Origin of the sequence: Haemophilus parainfluenzae, from assembly GCF_003252795.1 — a bacterium.
Taxonomy (GTDB): domain Bacteria; phylum Pseudomonadota; class Gammaproteobacteria; order Enterobacterales; family Pasteurellaceae; genus Haemophilus_D; species Haemophilus_D parainfluenzae_K.
This window is the reverse complement of the sequence record NZ_QEPQ01000003.1, coordinates 207,166-221,384: the sequence shown is the minus strand read 5'-3', so window position 1 is coordinate 221,384 and position 14,219 is coordinate 207,166. Positions and strand designations below refer to the sequence as shown.

At 39.9% G+C, this 14,219-nt stretch carries 15 protein-coding genes; 2 read left to right on the top strand and 13 right to left on the bottom strand.

Annotated elements, in window-relative coordinates:
- Window positions 1-2 precede the first annotated feature (2 nt).
- The 12 genes from aroB to DPV81_RS05930 all read right to left on the bottom strand — a co-directional run bounded on the left by aroB (window position 3) and on the right by DPV81_RS05930 (window position 11,794).
- Complete coding sequence (gene aroB, locus DPV81_RS05985) at window positions 3-1,091, bottom strand: 3-dehydroquinate synthase (RefSeq protein WP_111387284.1); 1,089 nt, start codon at window positions 1,089-1,091, stop codon at window positions 3-5.
- A 9-nt stretch (window positions 1,092-1,100) separates the two neighbouring features.
- On the bottom strand, window positions 1,101-1,643 hold the full coding sequence (gene aroK, locus DPV81_RS05980) for a shikimate kinase AroK (protein ID WP_111387282.1): 543 nt from the start codon (window positions 1,641-1,643) through the stop codon (window positions 1,101-1,103).
- A gap of 307 nt (window positions 1,644-1,950) precedes the next feature.
- A complete protein-coding gene (locus DPV81_RS05975) occupies window positions 1,951-3,618 on the bottom strand; it encodes an anaerobic C4-dicarboxylate transporter (protein ID WP_111387280.1) in 1,668 nt (555 codons plus the stop codon).
- Between the two features lie 282 nt (window positions 3,619-3,900).
- Window positions 3,901-4,131, bottom strand: a complete 231-nt coding sequence (acpP, locus tag DPV81_RS05970; protein ID WP_005544465.1) for an acyl carrier protein — start codon at window positions 4,129-4,131, stop codon at window positions 3,901-3,903.
- A 217-nt stretch (window positions 4,132-4,348) separates the two neighbouring features.
- Window positions 4,349-5,077, bottom strand: coding sequence for a 3-oxoacyl-ACP reductase FabG (gene fabG / locus DPV81_RS05965; protein ID WP_111387278.1), 729 nt, complete (start codon window positions 5,075-5,077; stop codon window positions 4,349-4,351).
- A 13-nt stretch (window positions 5,078-5,090) separates the two neighbouring features.
- Entirely contained in the window at window positions 5,091-6,029 is a 939-nt protein-coding gene (fabD, locus tag DPV81_RS05960) for an ACP S-malonyltransferase (protein ID WP_111387276.1), read from the bottom strand.
- Window positions 6,030-6,121: 92 nt separating this feature from the next.
- On the bottom strand, window positions 6,122-7,072 hold the full coding sequence (locus DPV81_RS05955) for a beta-ketoacyl-ACP synthase III (RefSeq protein ID WP_111387274.1): 951 nt from the start codon (window positions 7,070-7,072) through the stop codon (window positions 6,122-6,124).
- Between the two features lie 18 nt (window positions 7,073-7,090).
- Window positions 7,091-8,110, bottom strand: coding sequence for a phosphate acyltransferase PlsX (plsX, locus tag DPV81_RS05950; protein WP_111387272.1), 1,020 nt, complete (start codon window positions 8,108-8,110; stop codon window positions 7,091-7,093).
- A 21-nt stretch (window positions 8,111-8,131) separates the two neighbouring features.
- Window positions 8,132-8,302 carry a 50S ribosomal protein L32 gene (rpmF, locus tag DPV81_RS05945; protein ID WP_005544470.1) on the bottom strand — a complete coding sequence of 57 codons (171 nt, stop codon included), beginning with the start codon at window positions 8,300-8,302 and terminating at the stop codon, window positions 8,132-8,134.
- Window positions 8,303-8,324: 22 nt separating this feature from the next.
- Window positions 8,325-8,849 (bottom strand): 23S rRNA accumulation protein YceD, encoded by a 525-nt coding sequence (gene yceD / locus DPV81_RS05940; RefSeq protein WP_049357999.1) that lies wholly within the window; start codon window positions 8,847-8,849, stop codon window positions 8,325-8,327.
- Between the two features lie 133 nt (window positions 8,850-8,982).
- Window positions 8,983-10,827, bottom strand: a complete 1,845-nt coding sequence (locus DPV81_RS05935) for an ABC transporter ATP-binding protein (protein WP_111387270.1) — start codon at window positions 10,825-10,827, stop codon at window positions 8,983-8,985.
- Window positions 10,828-10,903: 76 nt separating this feature from the next.
- Window positions 10,904-11,794, bottom strand: a complete 891-nt coding sequence (locus DPV81_RS05930; protein WP_111387268.1) for a cupin domain-containing protein — start codon at window positions 11,792-11,794, stop codon at window positions 10,904-10,906.
- 103 nt (window positions 11,795-11,897) lie between these two features.
- Between DPV81_RS05930 and DPV81_RS05925 the strand changes: the two genes are divergently transcribed.
- Window positions 11,898-12,242: a carboxymuconolactone decarboxylase family protein gene (locus tag DPV81_RS05925; protein ID WP_005698020.1), complete on the top strand. Its 345-nt coding sequence runs from the start codon at window positions 11,898-11,900 to the stop codon at window positions 12,240-12,242.
- A 71-nt stretch (window positions 12,243-12,313) separates the two neighbouring features.
- On the opposite strand, the gene DPV81_RS05920 is transcribed toward DPV81_RS05925, so the two are convergent.
- On the bottom strand, window positions 12,314-13,369 hold the full coding sequence (locus DPV81_RS05920) for a glycosyltransferase family 9 protein (RefSeq protein ID WP_111387266.1): 1,056 nt from the start codon (window positions 13,367-13,369) through the stop codon (window positions 12,314-12,316).
- A 77-nt stretch (window positions 13,370-13,446) separates the two neighbouring features.
- On the opposite strand from DPV81_RS05920, the gene DPV81_RS05915 reads away from it, so the two are divergent.
- Window positions 13,447-14,172 (top strand): 3-deoxy-D-manno-octulosonic acid kinase, encoded by a 726-nt coding sequence (locus tag DPV81_RS05915; protein WP_111387264.1) that lies wholly within the window; start codon window positions 13,447-13,449, stop codon window positions 14,170-14,172.
- The last annotated feature ends 47 nt before the right edge of the window (window positions 14,173-14,219 follow it).

Here is a 14,219-nt window from a genome sequence, read left to right as displayed (position 1 = left end):
AGTTAGTCATGTTGTGTGCAACGCTCAATTGCGTTTAGCACAAGAGATTTGTCAGTATCAGTCGCCACGTAGGCTTGCCCAAGGGCTTTTAGCAACACAAGACGCAATTTGCCTGCTAGCACTTTTTTATCTCGCATCATATGCTGTAAATAATCTTCTGGCTGCATAGTATCAGGAGAAACGGTCGGTAAATTAGCGCGTGCTAAGAGTTTTTCTAAACGTGCAACATCTTCAAAAGAAAGATCGCCTAATTGTTCAGATAATACCGCTGCCATCATACTTCCAGCAGCAACAGCTTCACCATGTAACCAGTTTCCGTAGCCTAGATGTGTTTCAATTGCATGACCAAAAGTATGACCAAGATTTAGTAATGCACGATCGCCTTTTTCAGTTTCATCGCGTGCAACAACATCAGCTTTAATCTGGCAGCAACGCGCAATACAATGCTGCAGTGAATGTTGATTTAATGCGACTAATTCATCAATATGAGCTTCAAGCCACTCGAAAAAGGCATAATCTAAAATCGCCCCATATTTAATGACTTCCGCAAGTCCCGCATTCACTTCACGTTTTGGCAAGGTATTGAGTGTAAGCGTGTCAATAATCACCGTAGAAGGTTGATAAAACGCGCCAATCATATTTTTGCCTAACTCATGATTAACGGCGGTTTTTCCACCAACAGAAGAATCCACTTGGGCTAATAATGTGGTAGGAATTTGAATAAAACGCACGCCACGCTGATAACTTGCTGCGGCAAAACCTGCCACATCACCGATCACACCACCACCTAATGCCACAATGGTGGTATCTCGCCCATGATTATGCTTTAAAAGTGCGGTAAAAATGAGGTTTAAAGACTCGAGCGTTTTATATTTTTCGCCATCAGGCAATAATACCGATTCAACCTGACAACCTATTTTTTCTAACGTTTCTGTAACGGACTCAAGATAATATTTTGCAACAGTTGGATTAGTCACAATCATCACTTTATCCCCTTTCTTCAGCGGATAGCAGGTTTCATCTTTAAGTAACCCTTCGCCAATATAAATAGGATAACGACGTTCTTTTAATTCAACATTTACGCACAACATTTTAAATCCTTAAAGTGAACCGTTTAAGCCATTTAAATTGTCAATTAAATCAACAATTTGATTAACCATTACTTTGGCATTTTGCTCATCTGTTGGCAAAGTAATATCTGCAATTTCTTCGTATAACGGATTGCGTACTTTGGCTAAATCTTCCAATACTTGGCGTGGGTTATCTGTTCCTTGTAATAAAGGACGTTTTTTATCACGTTGCGTACGTTGATATTGTTTATCTACTGAGGTTTTTAAATAAATCACAATACCACGAGCAGAAAGATAATTACGATTTTCTTTTGACATCACTGCTCCACCACCAGTGGAAAGCACAACGCCTTGTAATTGGGTTAATTCATTGATAATGCGTTCTTCACGCTTACGAAAACCTTCTTCGCCTTCTAAATCAAAAATCCAGCTAATGTCTGCGCCCGCACGTTCCTCAATTACTGCATCTGAATCGACAAAGTCCATATTCAATTGTTGCGCAAGCTGACGGCCAATGGTGCTTTTACCTGCGCCCATTGGACCGACTAAAAAAATATTACGTTTTTCAGCCATTGTTATTCTTCTAACTTACTTAAATAATGTTCAAATTAATCTTTCCTAATAAAACTGGCCACCTGAAAAAATGGCAGCCCGAAAGATCACCCCAAAAATAATGAGAATTATCGCAATAAATCCCCCTATGTTTCAACCTTTAGCAGGAATTTATTTTAAGAAGCGCAAAAGTGCGGCCAGTTTTAGGAATTTTTATGAATGATAAAGTCAAATGTAGCATTGAGATAAAACATACTAAAATTTAACCGCACTTTACAAACAAAAAAGGCTATTCAAACGAATAGCCTTTTCTTTTATCTGTTAGTCATTATAGATAACCAAACAAACTTGTGAAAATGTAACCAAAGATACATGAAGTAATTACACCGATTAAGCCCGGTAAAATAAAGCTGTGGTTAATTACAAACTTACCAATGTGGGTTGTGCCTGAACGGTCGAATTGGATTGCCGCAAGGTCACTTGGGTAAGTAGGTAAAATGTAGTAACCGTAACAAGCTGAAGCAAAGGCTAAGATAACAGCTGGATCAACACCGATACCTAAAGCTAATGGAACGAATGCAACCAATGCTGCAGCTTGTGAGTTTACGAATTTAGAAATTAATAACAACATCACTGCGTAAGTCCAAGGATGTGCTTTTACCACATCACCAAGTGCTGCTTTCATCATTGGTGTGTGAACGGTAAACATGGTTTCCGCCATCCAAGAAATCCCGAATACAGCCACTAACGCAATCATACCTGAACGGAAAATTTCATTTTTACTGATTTTACCTGCATCTGTTTTTGTAAAGATAACAATTAATGCGCCCGCTAATAACATGAAGATTTGAATAACGTGAACCATGCTTAAATTCACTTTTTTCTTCGCGGTGTCTTTTAATACGATTGCAGCGTTATCGATAGTTTCAGTTTTATCACCAGCAGTGATGACAACATTGTTATCTTGAGCGGTAATTTTTTGAGCGACTTCACCTTTATCGTTATAAATTGCAACGTTATTGTAGGCTGTTTGTGCTTTCGCTTTGCTGTCTTTAACATCAAGCACTAATGTACCATCTTTTGCTAATGCAACAATTTTACCGTCTTTTACATTGAAAGATTTCACTGCTTTATCGGCAGAAACAATTTCAACCACTTGAGCCGGTGCTGATTTTTCGAAAGCTGGGCGTAAATCTTTAAAGTAACCTAATACCGCTACTACTAAAATTGCACCAAAGAAGATCCACATCGCATTCCAACTAGATTGTGGCAATTTTTTGTCTAACAATGATGTGCTATCACCGTAAACATATTTTTTGAATTCAGGATCTTTTAATTTCTCTTGGAATTCTGGGTCTTTATCTAAATCTTTACCGCGGAACCAGCTGAAAATACCGATAGCTAATACACCACAAAGGGTTGAAGGCACGGTAATTTTTAATAAATCTAAATAACCATCAAAACCTGCTAATGGTGTTTTAGCATTCACTAAGAATGTGGTTAAAGTTACTACTGCCACAGAAACAGGTGATGCGATGATACCCATTTGAGAAGCAATTGAACTTGCCGCCATTGGACGTTCAGGACGAATATCATTTTTGATCGCGATATCATAGATGATTGGTAACATGGTATAAACCACGTGTCCTGTACCACATAAAATGGTTAAGAAACAGGTGACGAATGGTGCCAAAATACTGACATATTTCGGGTTACGACGAAGCATTTTCTCCGCAATTTGTAACATTACATCTAAACCACCACTGGCTTGTAATGTTGCCGATGTGACCACCACAGCAAGGATGGTTAACATCACATCAATAGCTGGCTTACCTGGTTCAATACCGAAGCCGAAAACAAGAACAATTAAGCCTACCCCACCGAGCATACCCAGTGCGATACCACCTTTTTTTGCCCCGTAAAACAAACAGATAAGAACAATAACAAGCTGAATAGCAAACTGGCTACCTTCACCTAGGTTCATTAGAAAATCCATAAGATACTCCGAATCATTTTATGGTTAATTAGAAAAAAATTTTGATCGAATACTAGCATCAAAATTAACTCATAATAAGTATTTTTAGGGTAAATTTTGTTTTAAATCAAAAAATAGGGGAACTAAATAATAAAAACAAATCTGAGTGAGATTAAATAAAGGAAAGTGCGGTTGGAAATTTAAAAGATTTAGATGTATCTTGTTTTATTTGAAGATAAAGAATTTAGAAAAGGAATTTAAAGAAAAAAATTAGGCGACCTAAAAGATCGCCCAACTTAAAAATTACTGATTGTTTTGAACGTAGTCAATCGCAGATTGAACAGTTGTGATTTTTTCAGCTTCTTCATCAGGAATTTCGATATCGAATTCTTCTTCTAAAGCCATTACTAATTCAACTGTATCTAAAGAGTCCGCACCTAAATCTTCAACGAAAGAAGCTTCTGGTTTTACGTCTTCTTCTTTAACACCTAATTGTTCAACGATGATTTTTTTCACGCGTTCTTCAATACTCATTTGTTTTTCCTATTGTTGTTTTAACTCATTTAAGAGCGGTTAGTGTATGCATTTTTGATAAAGTTGCAACTATTTCTTAGGTGGTCGCACCACAAAAAACAGGCAATGTAAAAACACATACAGAGAAAAAGTTACATTGCAGTCGGGATTTTATCATTAACTAAACTGCTTTGCTATATCTTATAGGCAAAATCCCAGATATATCTCCCCTAAAGGGTTAGCTCATATATAAGCCGCCATTCACATGTAATGTGGTACCGGTAATATAAGCCGCATCGTCAGAAGCTAAAAATGCTACCGCTTTTGCGATATCTTTTGGTTCACCTAAACGACCTGCAGGGACATTGCCAAGAATACCCGCTTTTTGTTCTTCAGTAAGCACTTCAGTCATATCTGTTGCGATAAAGCCGGGTGCTACAACGTTTACGGTAATGCCACGTGATGCCACTTCTTTCGCTAAACCTTTAGAGAAACCAATTAAGCCGGCTTTTGCGGCACAGTAGTTAGATTGACCAGGATTACCCATTGAACCCACCACTGAACCAATAGTAATGATACGACCGAAACGTTTTTTCATCATGGAACGTAACATCGCTTTAGAAAGATGGAACACAGAGGTTAAGTTGGTTTGCATAATATCGAACCATTCTTCATCTTTCATTCGCATTAATAAGTTATCACGGGTGATACCTGCGTTATTCACAAGAATATCAATATCACCAAATTGTTCTTTAATTTGTTCTAATACGGCATCAATGCTTTCTTTGTCTGCCACATTTAATACTAAACCTTTACCTTTATCGCCAAGGTAAGCAGAAATTGTCTCTGCACCTTTTTCAGAGGTTGCGGTACCAATTACAAATGCACCTTTTGATGCTAATTCTTCTGCAATTGCGCGGCCAATACCACGTGTTGCACCTGTTACTAATGCGATTTTATTTTGCATTTTTAATCCCCTTTTATGCTAATAATGCTTCAACAGCATCTAATGATGCCACATCGTTTACTGATGTTGCTTGTAATTCTGCCACGATACGTTTTGTTAAACCGTTTAATACTTTACCTGGGCCGATTTCAACTAAAACTTCTACGCCATCTTGCGCCATTTTCTCAACAGTTTCAGTCCAACGAACTGGACTATATAATTGACGGATAAGTGCGGTACGAATTTCTGCACTTTCTGTTTCCGCTTTGACATCCACGTTGTTTAATACGGCAGTTGCAGGCGCATTAAGCGTAATCCCTTCAAGTGTTACAGCTAATTGGTCTGCTGCTGGCTTCATTAATGCGCAATGTGAAGGAACACTTACCGCTAATGGTAAAGCACGTTTTGCACCCGCCTCTTTACATAAAGCAGCCGCACGTTCTACTGCTTCTTTCGCTCCAGCAATGACTACTTGGCCTGGTGAGTTAAAGTTTACTGCAGACACCACTTCGCCTTGCTCAGCTTGTTTACATGCATTGATAATTGCCTCATTCTCTAAACCAATAATCGCATACATTGCACCAGTACCTTCTGGTACTGCTTGTTGCATTAATTTACCGCGTAATTCCACTAATTTAATCGCGTCTTTGAAATCAATGACTCCAGCACAAACTAATGCTGAATATTCACCTAAACTGTGACCAGCCATTACGCTTGGTTGTAATTGTGGGTATTTCTCTTGCCATACACGGAAGATCGCAACGGATGCCGCTAATAATGCAGGCTGAGTTTGCCAAGTTTTATTTAATTCTTCTGCTGGACCTTGTTGAACCAAGTTCCATAAATCATAGCCAAGTGCTTCTGATGCTTGTTTAAAAGTCTCAGTGACTACCGGATATTCGTTAGCAAGATCTGCTAACATACCAACAGCTTGAGAACCTTGTCCTGGAAAAACCATTGCGAATTTTTTCATGTTTTCTTCCTATTTCTTCATCGTTTAAATGTTGAAAGTGCGGTCAAATTTAACCGCACTTTTAAAATTCTGTCGGGATTCTAACAAATTAATTAGAATCGCACCAATGCTGAACCCCAAGTCCAACCACCGCCAAAAGCTTCGAGTAGAAGCAATTGACCGCGTTGAATTCGGCCATCTCGCACCGCTTCATCTAAAGCGGTTGGCACAGTCGCCGCACTGGTATTAGCTGTACGATCAAGCGTTACTACGACTTGTGACATATCCATCTCTAATTTTTTCGCTGTCGCCGTAATAATACGTAAATTCGCTTGATGTGGCACAAGCCAGTCGATATCTGTTTTTTGGAGATTATTAGCAGAAAGGGTTTCTTCCACCACATTAGAAAGCTCACGTACCGCTAATTTAAAGGTTTCATTACCTTGCATTTCAATATAACCAGATTTCTCCACGCCACGCTCAGCTTGTGGAAGTAGTAATGCCGCATTGTTATCTGGCGATGCATGTAAATGCGTTGAAATAATGCCTTCTTGCTCTGATGCTTCTAAGATCACGGCACCCGCACCATCACCAAATAACACGACAGTGCTACGATCGGTTTCGTCTAATTTACGCGAGTTAATATCCGCACCAATGACAAGGGCTTTTTTCACGCTACTTGAACGAATAAATTTATCCGCTACGCCTAAAGCATAAACGAAACCGGTACAAGCCGCTGCTAAATCAAAAGAAATCGCATCTTCAATGCCTAATAAACCTTGAACTTGGCAAGCTGAACTTGGATAAGCGTGAGAACCACTGGTTGTCGCAACAATGATCAACTCAATTTCTTGAGGATCAAGATTGGCCATTTCAAGTGCTTTTTTGGCTGCTTCACATCCCATTGTTGCAACAGTTTCATCTTCTGCAGCAATACGACGTTCACGAATGCCTGAACGTGTCACGATCCATTCATCTGAAGTATCAACCATTTTTTCCAAATCAGCATTGGTACGAATATGGCTCGGCAAATAGCTACCGGTGGATAAAATTCTACTATTCATAATATCAAAACTTATTAATTAATAACGTTGTAAACCCGCCAAGATTTTTTGTGGAATTTGCAAACGAGCTTGCAAAGCTGCATCCGCAATTGCACGAGCAAATGCATCCACATTTGCGCTGCCATGGCTTTTCACCACAACAGCCGTTAATCCGAGTAAAGATGCCCCATTATATTCATCTGGGTTAATGCGTTTCAAGCGATGATAAGCATCCTTAAAGAAAAAACGCAGAATAAATTTGGCAAATGATTTAAAAATAGGCTGTTTTTCTTTTCCTTTCAGAAGAGATAACAGATTCTTAGCTGCCCCTTCAAGGGTTTTTAATGCAATATTTCCCGAAAACCCATCACTCACGATCACATCAGCCACACCATTTAATAAAAGGTTACCTTCAATAAAGCCGGTATAATTAAGTGCGGTTGACTTTTCTAATAAATTCGCAGCTTCACGAATGGATTGATGCCCTTTAATTTCTTCCACACCAATATTGAGTAAGGCAATGCGTGGATAAACTAAGTTCAATTGGTTTTCGGCAAAGATCGAGCCCATGACGGCAAATTCATAAAGATTTTGAGCAGAACATTCTACGTTTGCGCCTAAATCTAACATCACGGTTTTATCACCCGTCATCGACGGTAATAAGGATACCAACGCTGGGCGTTGAATCCCTTCTAAAGGCTGTAAGAGTACCTTTGACAATCCCATCAATGCGCCCGTATTTCCTGCGCTGACACAACCTTGCGCCTCGCCTTTCTGAACCATTTCAATCGCTAAACGCATCGACGTGCCTTTGCTATGACGCAATGCATGAGAAATACCTTGATTGTTATCAATAGTCTTAGTGCAATGATGAATTTGAATACGTTCTAAAAGGGAAGAAGGTGCATTTTCCAGTAAAGGGGAAATTTGTTGGCTATCGCCAAACAGCACTAAAGAGAGCATTGGATCTGCTTCCAACGCTGAAAGAGATGCGGGGATAGTAATACGGGGACCAATGTCCCCGCCCATCACATCTAACGCTAAGGTTAGACGGTTCAAGTGAATACCTTATAAGTAAAATTACTTATTGATCACTTTGCGACCACGGTAGTAACCGTCAGCAGTTACGTGGTGGCGTAAGTGAGTTTCACCGCTTGCTTTATCCACTGATACTGCAGCAGTAGTTAATGCATCGTGTGAACGACGCATATCACGACGTGAACGAGATTTTTTGTTTTGTTGAACAGCCATTGGCTATACTCCTAAATTTAATTTACTTTTGCTTTAAATTAGCTAATACAGCGAACGGGTTCGGTTTTTTTGCCAATTCTTCAGGCAATTCGCCAAAAACCTGTTCGTGCGCGGACACTTCACAGTGTTCAGATGAATGCATTGGAACAAGCGGTAGAGCTAAAATAAGTTCGTCTTCCACTGCACCAAGTAAATCTATTTCACCAAACTCATTAAATTCGATTGGCTCATAAATTTCCGGCAAGTCATCAGCCTGATCCCAATTAGCCACTGGACTATACATAAAATGACATTCCAATGTTTGTTTGAATGGTTCGCCACAACGTTGACAGTCTAATTCGACATCAACTTGTACTTGCCCTTTCATCACCACTAATTTTTGTGGATCAATATAAAACGATAATGTTACCTGTGCATCGCTGAGCACTTTCCCCGTAGATTCAGCTAAACGCACTAACTGACTAGCGGTATAATAACCATCATAATCAATTCTTTGTTGAGCGTCTTTAACCGGATCAACGGTTAGGGGTAGTTTTACCTTTTGCATAGGGTGCGAATATTACCTGTTGTCAATAAAATAGTCAAAGGAAATTCGCACTAATTATGAGAAAAGTTCAATCTCTATCTAAACTCTCTCAAGAGTTGCATCTTTGCAAAGTGCGGTCATTTTTTCCAGTGTTTTACTCGGAATGCTCACTCAAGAAGCCACCACTTTGGTGTTTCCAAAGGCGAGCATAAAGGCCATTTTGTTCAAGCAATTCTGCGTGAGTCCCTTGCTCGACAATTTGTCCTTTATCTAACACGATTAAACGATCCATTGCTGCAATAGTGGATAAACGGTGAGCAATGGCAATAACCGTTTTATTTTCCATCATCTTATCGAGACTTTCTTGGATCGCCACTTCTACTTCGGAGTCTAACGCACTGGTCGCTTCATCTAGTAGTAAAATTGGTGCATCTTTTAACATGACGCGCGCAATCGCAATACGTTGGCGTTGACCACCAGACAGTTTTACCCCACGTTCACCAACATGAGCATCATAGCCTTTTCTGCCTTGCGCATCGCTGAGATAAGGAATGAAATCGGCTGCTTCCGCACGTTTAGCTGCATTGAACATTTCTTCATCTGTCGCTGTTGGGCGACCATAAATAATATTATCGCGAACAGAACGGTGTAAAAGCGAGGTATCTTGTGTCACAAGACCAATCTGACGACGAAGGCTTTCTTGGCTTACATCTAAAACATTTTGACCATCAATGGTAATTGAGCCTTCTTGTGCCTCGTAGAAACGTAGAAGCAAATTCACAATAGTTGATTTGCCTGCACCAGAACGACCAATTAAGCCCACTTTTTCACCCGGTTTGATGGTGAGATTAAAATGGTTAAGTAACGGTTTATTTGGATCATAGGCAAACGAAACATTGTTAAATTTTATCTCACCTTGTTTTACTTCTAATGCAACACAATTTGGCTTATCAACAATGGTATGCGGTTTGGTTAGCGTTGCCATACCATCATTCACTGTCCCTATATTTTCAAATAAACGAGCTGATTCCCACATAATCCAACGAGAAAGACCATTTACACGTAACGCCATCGCGGTTGCTGTAGCTACTGCTCCCACACCGACTTGGCCGCTTTGCCATAACACCACACCTAAAATCGCGGTGCTTAACGTTAAGAAGATATTGGTTGCGTAAGTTAAGGTATCTAATGAACTCGCCAAACGCATCTGTGCATGCACGGTGACCATAAATTCTTCCATGGAACGTTTTGCATAATTCGCTTCTCTCGCATCATGTGAAAATAGTTTCACCGTTGCAATATTTGAGTAAGCATCCGTAATACGTCCTGTCATTAAAGAGCGCGCATCAGCTTGTCGTTGTGCGGTTTTGGCTAAACGAGGAATAAGCAGACGTAAAATAGTCACAAATGCCACAATCCATAAGAAAAACGGCACTAAAAACCAGGTATCTAAAGCCGCAAGCACTAAGCCTGAAGTAATAAAATAGACGGCAACATACACCAACATATCCGCAATGGTCATGACGGTATCACGCACCGCAAGGGCGGTTTGCATCACTTTCGCCGATACACGACCTGCAAATTCATCTTGGTAGAAGCTTAAGCTTTGTCCTAGCATTAATCGGTGGAAATTCCAACGCAAACGCATTGGAAACACCCCTTGTAGCGTTTGTAAGCGCACATTCACGCCTACAAATGACCATACAATACTGAAAATAAGCAAAGCTGCCATGCCGGCAAGCAAATGCCCTTTTTCTTGCCAAAGTGTGGTTGGTGAATAAGCACCCAGCCAATCCACCAATAATCCCATAAATTGGAAAAGTAAGGCTTCCATCACACCGGTACCGACCGTCAATACCGCTAGTAAAAAGATCCAGCCTTTCATGCCGTCAATGCTTGACCAAATAAAACGGAACAAGCCTTTTTCAGGCGTCGTTGGATTGCTTTCCGGATAAGGATTTAAACGGTTTTCAAACCATGAAAATATTTTATTAAACATAACAATACCTTAAAAAATTAAAGGCGACAGAGCCGCCTAAAGTGCGGTCATTATAACGCAAGTTTTAAACGATGGGTTAGGTTTTGCGAAATTGGCTCGGTGAAAGCCCATAAATTGCTTTAAACGCCTTACTAAAATGTGCTTCTGATTGATACCCTACTTCAAGGGCGATTGCCAAAATGGTCTTTTGCGTATTTTTCAATAAAACAGCCGCCATTTCTAACCGCACTTGTGTGAGAAATTTTCCTGGGGGCATCCCTAATTGCTGTTGAAAGATCCGCATAAAGGTCGCACGAGACATGGAAGCCAACTCTGCTAATTGCTCAATATTCCAATCTAATTGAGGTGAAAACAGGATTTTTTCAAGGACTTGATTCAGCCTTTTATCCTGCAACGCGGCTAGTAAGCCTTGATTGAGCAAACCTATTTGCTGAGCATGACGCAAAATATAAATAAACAACACATTTGATAATGCATCAATCACCGATTTTGTGCCTTGCTCCGGTTTCTCGGCTTCTTGTAAAAAAAGTGAAACCAAGGGCTGCACAGGCGTATTTTGTAGCGAAAAATGCAAATAGTCTGGTAATGAATTAATTAATAATGACGGTTTTTGATAATAAAATGTCCCACAAAACATCTTCAGATCGGGCGTACCTGCACCTATTTGATGAACATTAAAAAGTGCATTTGATTGCTCTTTCTGTATGCTATTCTCTTTTTTTTGTTGAGAACTGCCCAAAAAGTGCGGTCGATTTTGAGGAAGAAAAAAGAGATCGCCTTTTTTCAAATGAAATTGTTTTCCCGCAAAGGTTACCCAGCACTCACCTTGCTCGATTAAATGAAATAAACCTTGATATTCCGCCGCATCTGGCTGATGTTCAACTTGCCAATCCCCTTGAAACAAGCAGTGAATATTAATTTCCCCTCGCACTTGCGCCAGCTGTGTTAATTTATCTAAATAATCCATTGTGAGATTTTCCGTCTAAAAGTTAAGACAATTTGACAAGTATCATACGCTAATCTGCTTATAATTCCTCTCGAAATTTGTACTAAATTTAAGGAGAAAAACAATGTTTGCAGATTGGAAAAATGATGTAGCACACGTTAAAAAATCATTCGGTGCATTAGGTAAAAAATACCCTAAAATGTTACAAGCTTACGGCGCATTAGGTGCGGCGGCGGCAGAAGGTAACGTATTAGATGCCAAAACCCGTGAATTAATTGCATTAGCAGTTGCCGTCACAACACGTTGTGAAAGCTGCATTGGCGTACATGCTGATGAAGCAGTGAAAGCAGGTGCAACTGAAGAAGAAGTGGCAGCAGCATTAGCGATGTCTATCGCATTAAATGCAGGTGCAGCTTACACCTACTCTCTTCGTGCATTAGAAGCTTACAACGCACAAAAAGGCGAATAATTCGCAAGGAACTTTATGATTCTTTTAGCCCTCATTTGAGGGCTTTTTTTATCTCTAAAATTGACCGCACTTTAAAATAAATTCAACGCTCTCATCTGAGCCACCACTTGCTCTACCTGAATTTCAGCCATTAAATTTTTGCCTTTTAATTTAGTCGCCCAAGGCAATTCACCTGAAGGTTTTCCTTGTTCTTTTTGCACATTTTCTTCATATACTGACACCACATTATCCAGATTATGATAAGGTGCGGTGCGCAATGGGTTGTGGTAAGCATATAATCCAATCACTGGCGTACCTTGAGTGGTCGCAATATGAGCCGGACCAGAATCGGGCGAAATCACTAAATTTGCTTGATGAATTAATGCAGCAAGTTGTTTTAAACTGGTTTTTCCAGAAGCATCAACCGGTTGAAAATCACAAAGTGCGGTAATTTTTTTTACCATTTCTAATTCGCGTTTTGCTGGTGAGCTGCAAAAAATTACATTCACATTATGTTGATGAGCAATATTTGCCACTTCCGCATAACGCTCCACCAACCAATCTTTCTCGGCTTTACTGGAGCAAGGAGAAATAATCAGATTTTTACGTGTAGGATCAATAAACTGTTTGGCGTATTCGCGATCTGCATCAGAGATCGCTAATTGCCAAGAAAGCATTTCTGCCGGTGGAACACCAAGATAATCCGCAAAAGCCATAAAACCCTCTAGCACATGAGGCGTTTCCGGATCTTGAACTCGGCGATTCACAAACAACCACTGCCCTTCTCGAGAACGTTTTTTGCCAAACCCAATTTTATATTTCGCTTGAATACCAAGAGAGATAATCGAAGCGCGAAATGCCGTCTGCATATTCAAAAGCGCATCAAATTGATTGTTTTTCAAAAACATCCATAAATTCCACACGCCTTTCCAACCGCTCTTTTTATCGTAAGGAACTAGTTCCACGCCTTCAATACCGGAAAGTAGACCCATTTCTGTTTTACCCACAATCCACGTTAATTTCGTTTGCGGCCAATGACGTTGAATATGCTGTACCACAGCAAGTGCATGGCAAACATCACCCACCGCAGACAAACGCAAAATACAAAGTGATTTAGGGGGGAAGGTAAAAAGTGGAGAATGGGACATTTGAGTTCCTCGCGCATTTAATTTCCGTCTATTTTAAAGTAGAATGAGGGCATTTTCTATTATTCGGTTCAACTAAAATGCTTGAATTCCAACAAGATAATCAATTCTTTCTTTTTAACCTCACGGAAAAACCAACAGAGCCCTCTTCATTTTTTGAATCAGCTTTTTGGGAAAAACAACAACGTATTACCGGTTCAGCTAAAGGACGCGGCACAACCTACTTCCTCAATACAAAAGATCTTTTTGGTGTAAACTCTGCCCTTCGTCATTATTATCGCGGTGGTTTATGGGGAAAATTCAACAAAGATCGCTATCGTTTTCAATCATTTACTGAAACACGCAGCGTAGCGGAATTTCAGCTGTTAAATCAACTCCATCAAGCTGGTGTAGCTGTACCTAAACCGATTGCTGCACGTGTTAAAAAAGGCAAATTAGGAATTTGCTACCAAGCGGATATCTTGATTGAAAAGATCGAAAATGCCCAAGATCTGACCGCACTTTTACAAATTCAACAACTGCCGAATGACATCTGGCAAGCCATCGGTAAATTAATTCGCCAGTTACATGATTTGCAAATTTGTCATACGGATCTCAACGCCCATAATATTCTCGTTCAACAACGCGAAAATGAACAAAAATGTTGGCTCATTGATTTCGATAAGTGCGGTCAAAAATCAGGAGATTCTTGGAAACAAGGCAACCTGGAAAGATTACACCGCTCTTTTGTTAAAGAAGTCGGAAGAATGAATATTCAATTCAATGAAGAAAATTGGGCTGAATTATTGAAAGGATATAACGCCTAAAACGCATTAGAAAAAGGCAATAAAAAAGACCGCCTAATGCGATCTCA

Excerpts from the sequence above, each read along its gene's own strand:
- DPV81_RS05930 (WP_111387268.1), bottom strand. The coding sequence starts at position 11,794 with ATGGATTATTTAGATAAATTAACACAGCTGGCGCAAGTGCGAGGGGAA.
- fabD (WP_111387276.1), bottom strand. The coding sequence starts at position 6,029 with ATGAAAAAATTCGCAATGGTTTTTCCAGGACAAGGTTCTCAAGCTGTT.
- DPV81_RS05975 (WP_111387280.1), bottom strand. The coding sequence starts at position 3,618 with ATGGATTTTCTAATGAACCTAGGTGAAGGTAGCCAGTTTGCTATTCAG.
- aroK (WP_111387282.1), bottom strand. The coding sequence starts at position 1,643 with ATGGCTGAAAAACGTAATATTTTTTTAGTCGGTCCAATGGGCGCAGGT.
- fabG (WP_111387278.1), bottom strand. The coding sequence starts at position 5,077 with ATGCAAAATAAAATCGCATTAGTAACAGGTGCAACACGTGGTATTGGC.
- DPV81_RS05955 (WP_111387274.1), bottom strand. The coding sequence starts at position 7,072 with ATGAATAGTAGAATTTTATCCACCGGTAGCTATTTGCCGAGCCATATT.
- DPV81_RS05920 (WP_111387266.1), bottom strand. The coding sequence starts at position 13,369 with ATGTCCCATTCTCCACTTTTTACCTTCCCCCCTAAATCACTTTGTATT.
- DPV81_RS05915 (WP_111387264.1), top strand. The coding sequence starts at position 13,447 with ATGCTTGAATTCCAACAAGATAATCAATTCTTTCTTTTTAACCTCACG.
- DPV81_RS05935 (WP_111387270.1), bottom strand. The coding sequence starts at position 10,827 with ATGTTTAATAAAATATTTTCATGGTTTGAAAACCGTTTAAATCCTTAT.
- DPV81_RS05925 (WP_005698020.1), top strand. The coding sequence starts at position 11,898 with ATGTTTGCAGATTGGAAAAATGATGTAGCACACGTTAAAAAATCATTC.
- rpmF (WP_005544470.1), bottom strand. The coding sequence starts at position 8,302 with ATGGCTGTTCAACAAAACAAAAAATCTCGTTCACGTCGTGATATGCGT.
- yceD (WP_049357999.1), bottom strand. The coding sequence starts at position 8,849 with ATGCAAAAGGTAAAACTACCCCTAACCGTTGATCCGGTTAAAGACGCT.
- acpP (WP_005544465.1), bottom strand. The coding sequence starts at position 4,131 with ATGAGTATTGAAGAACGCGTGAAAAAAATCATCGTTGAACAATTAGGT.
- aroB (WP_111387284.1), bottom strand. The coding sequence starts at position 1,091 with ATGTTGTGCGTAAATGTTGAATTAAAAGAACGTCGTTATCCTATTTAT.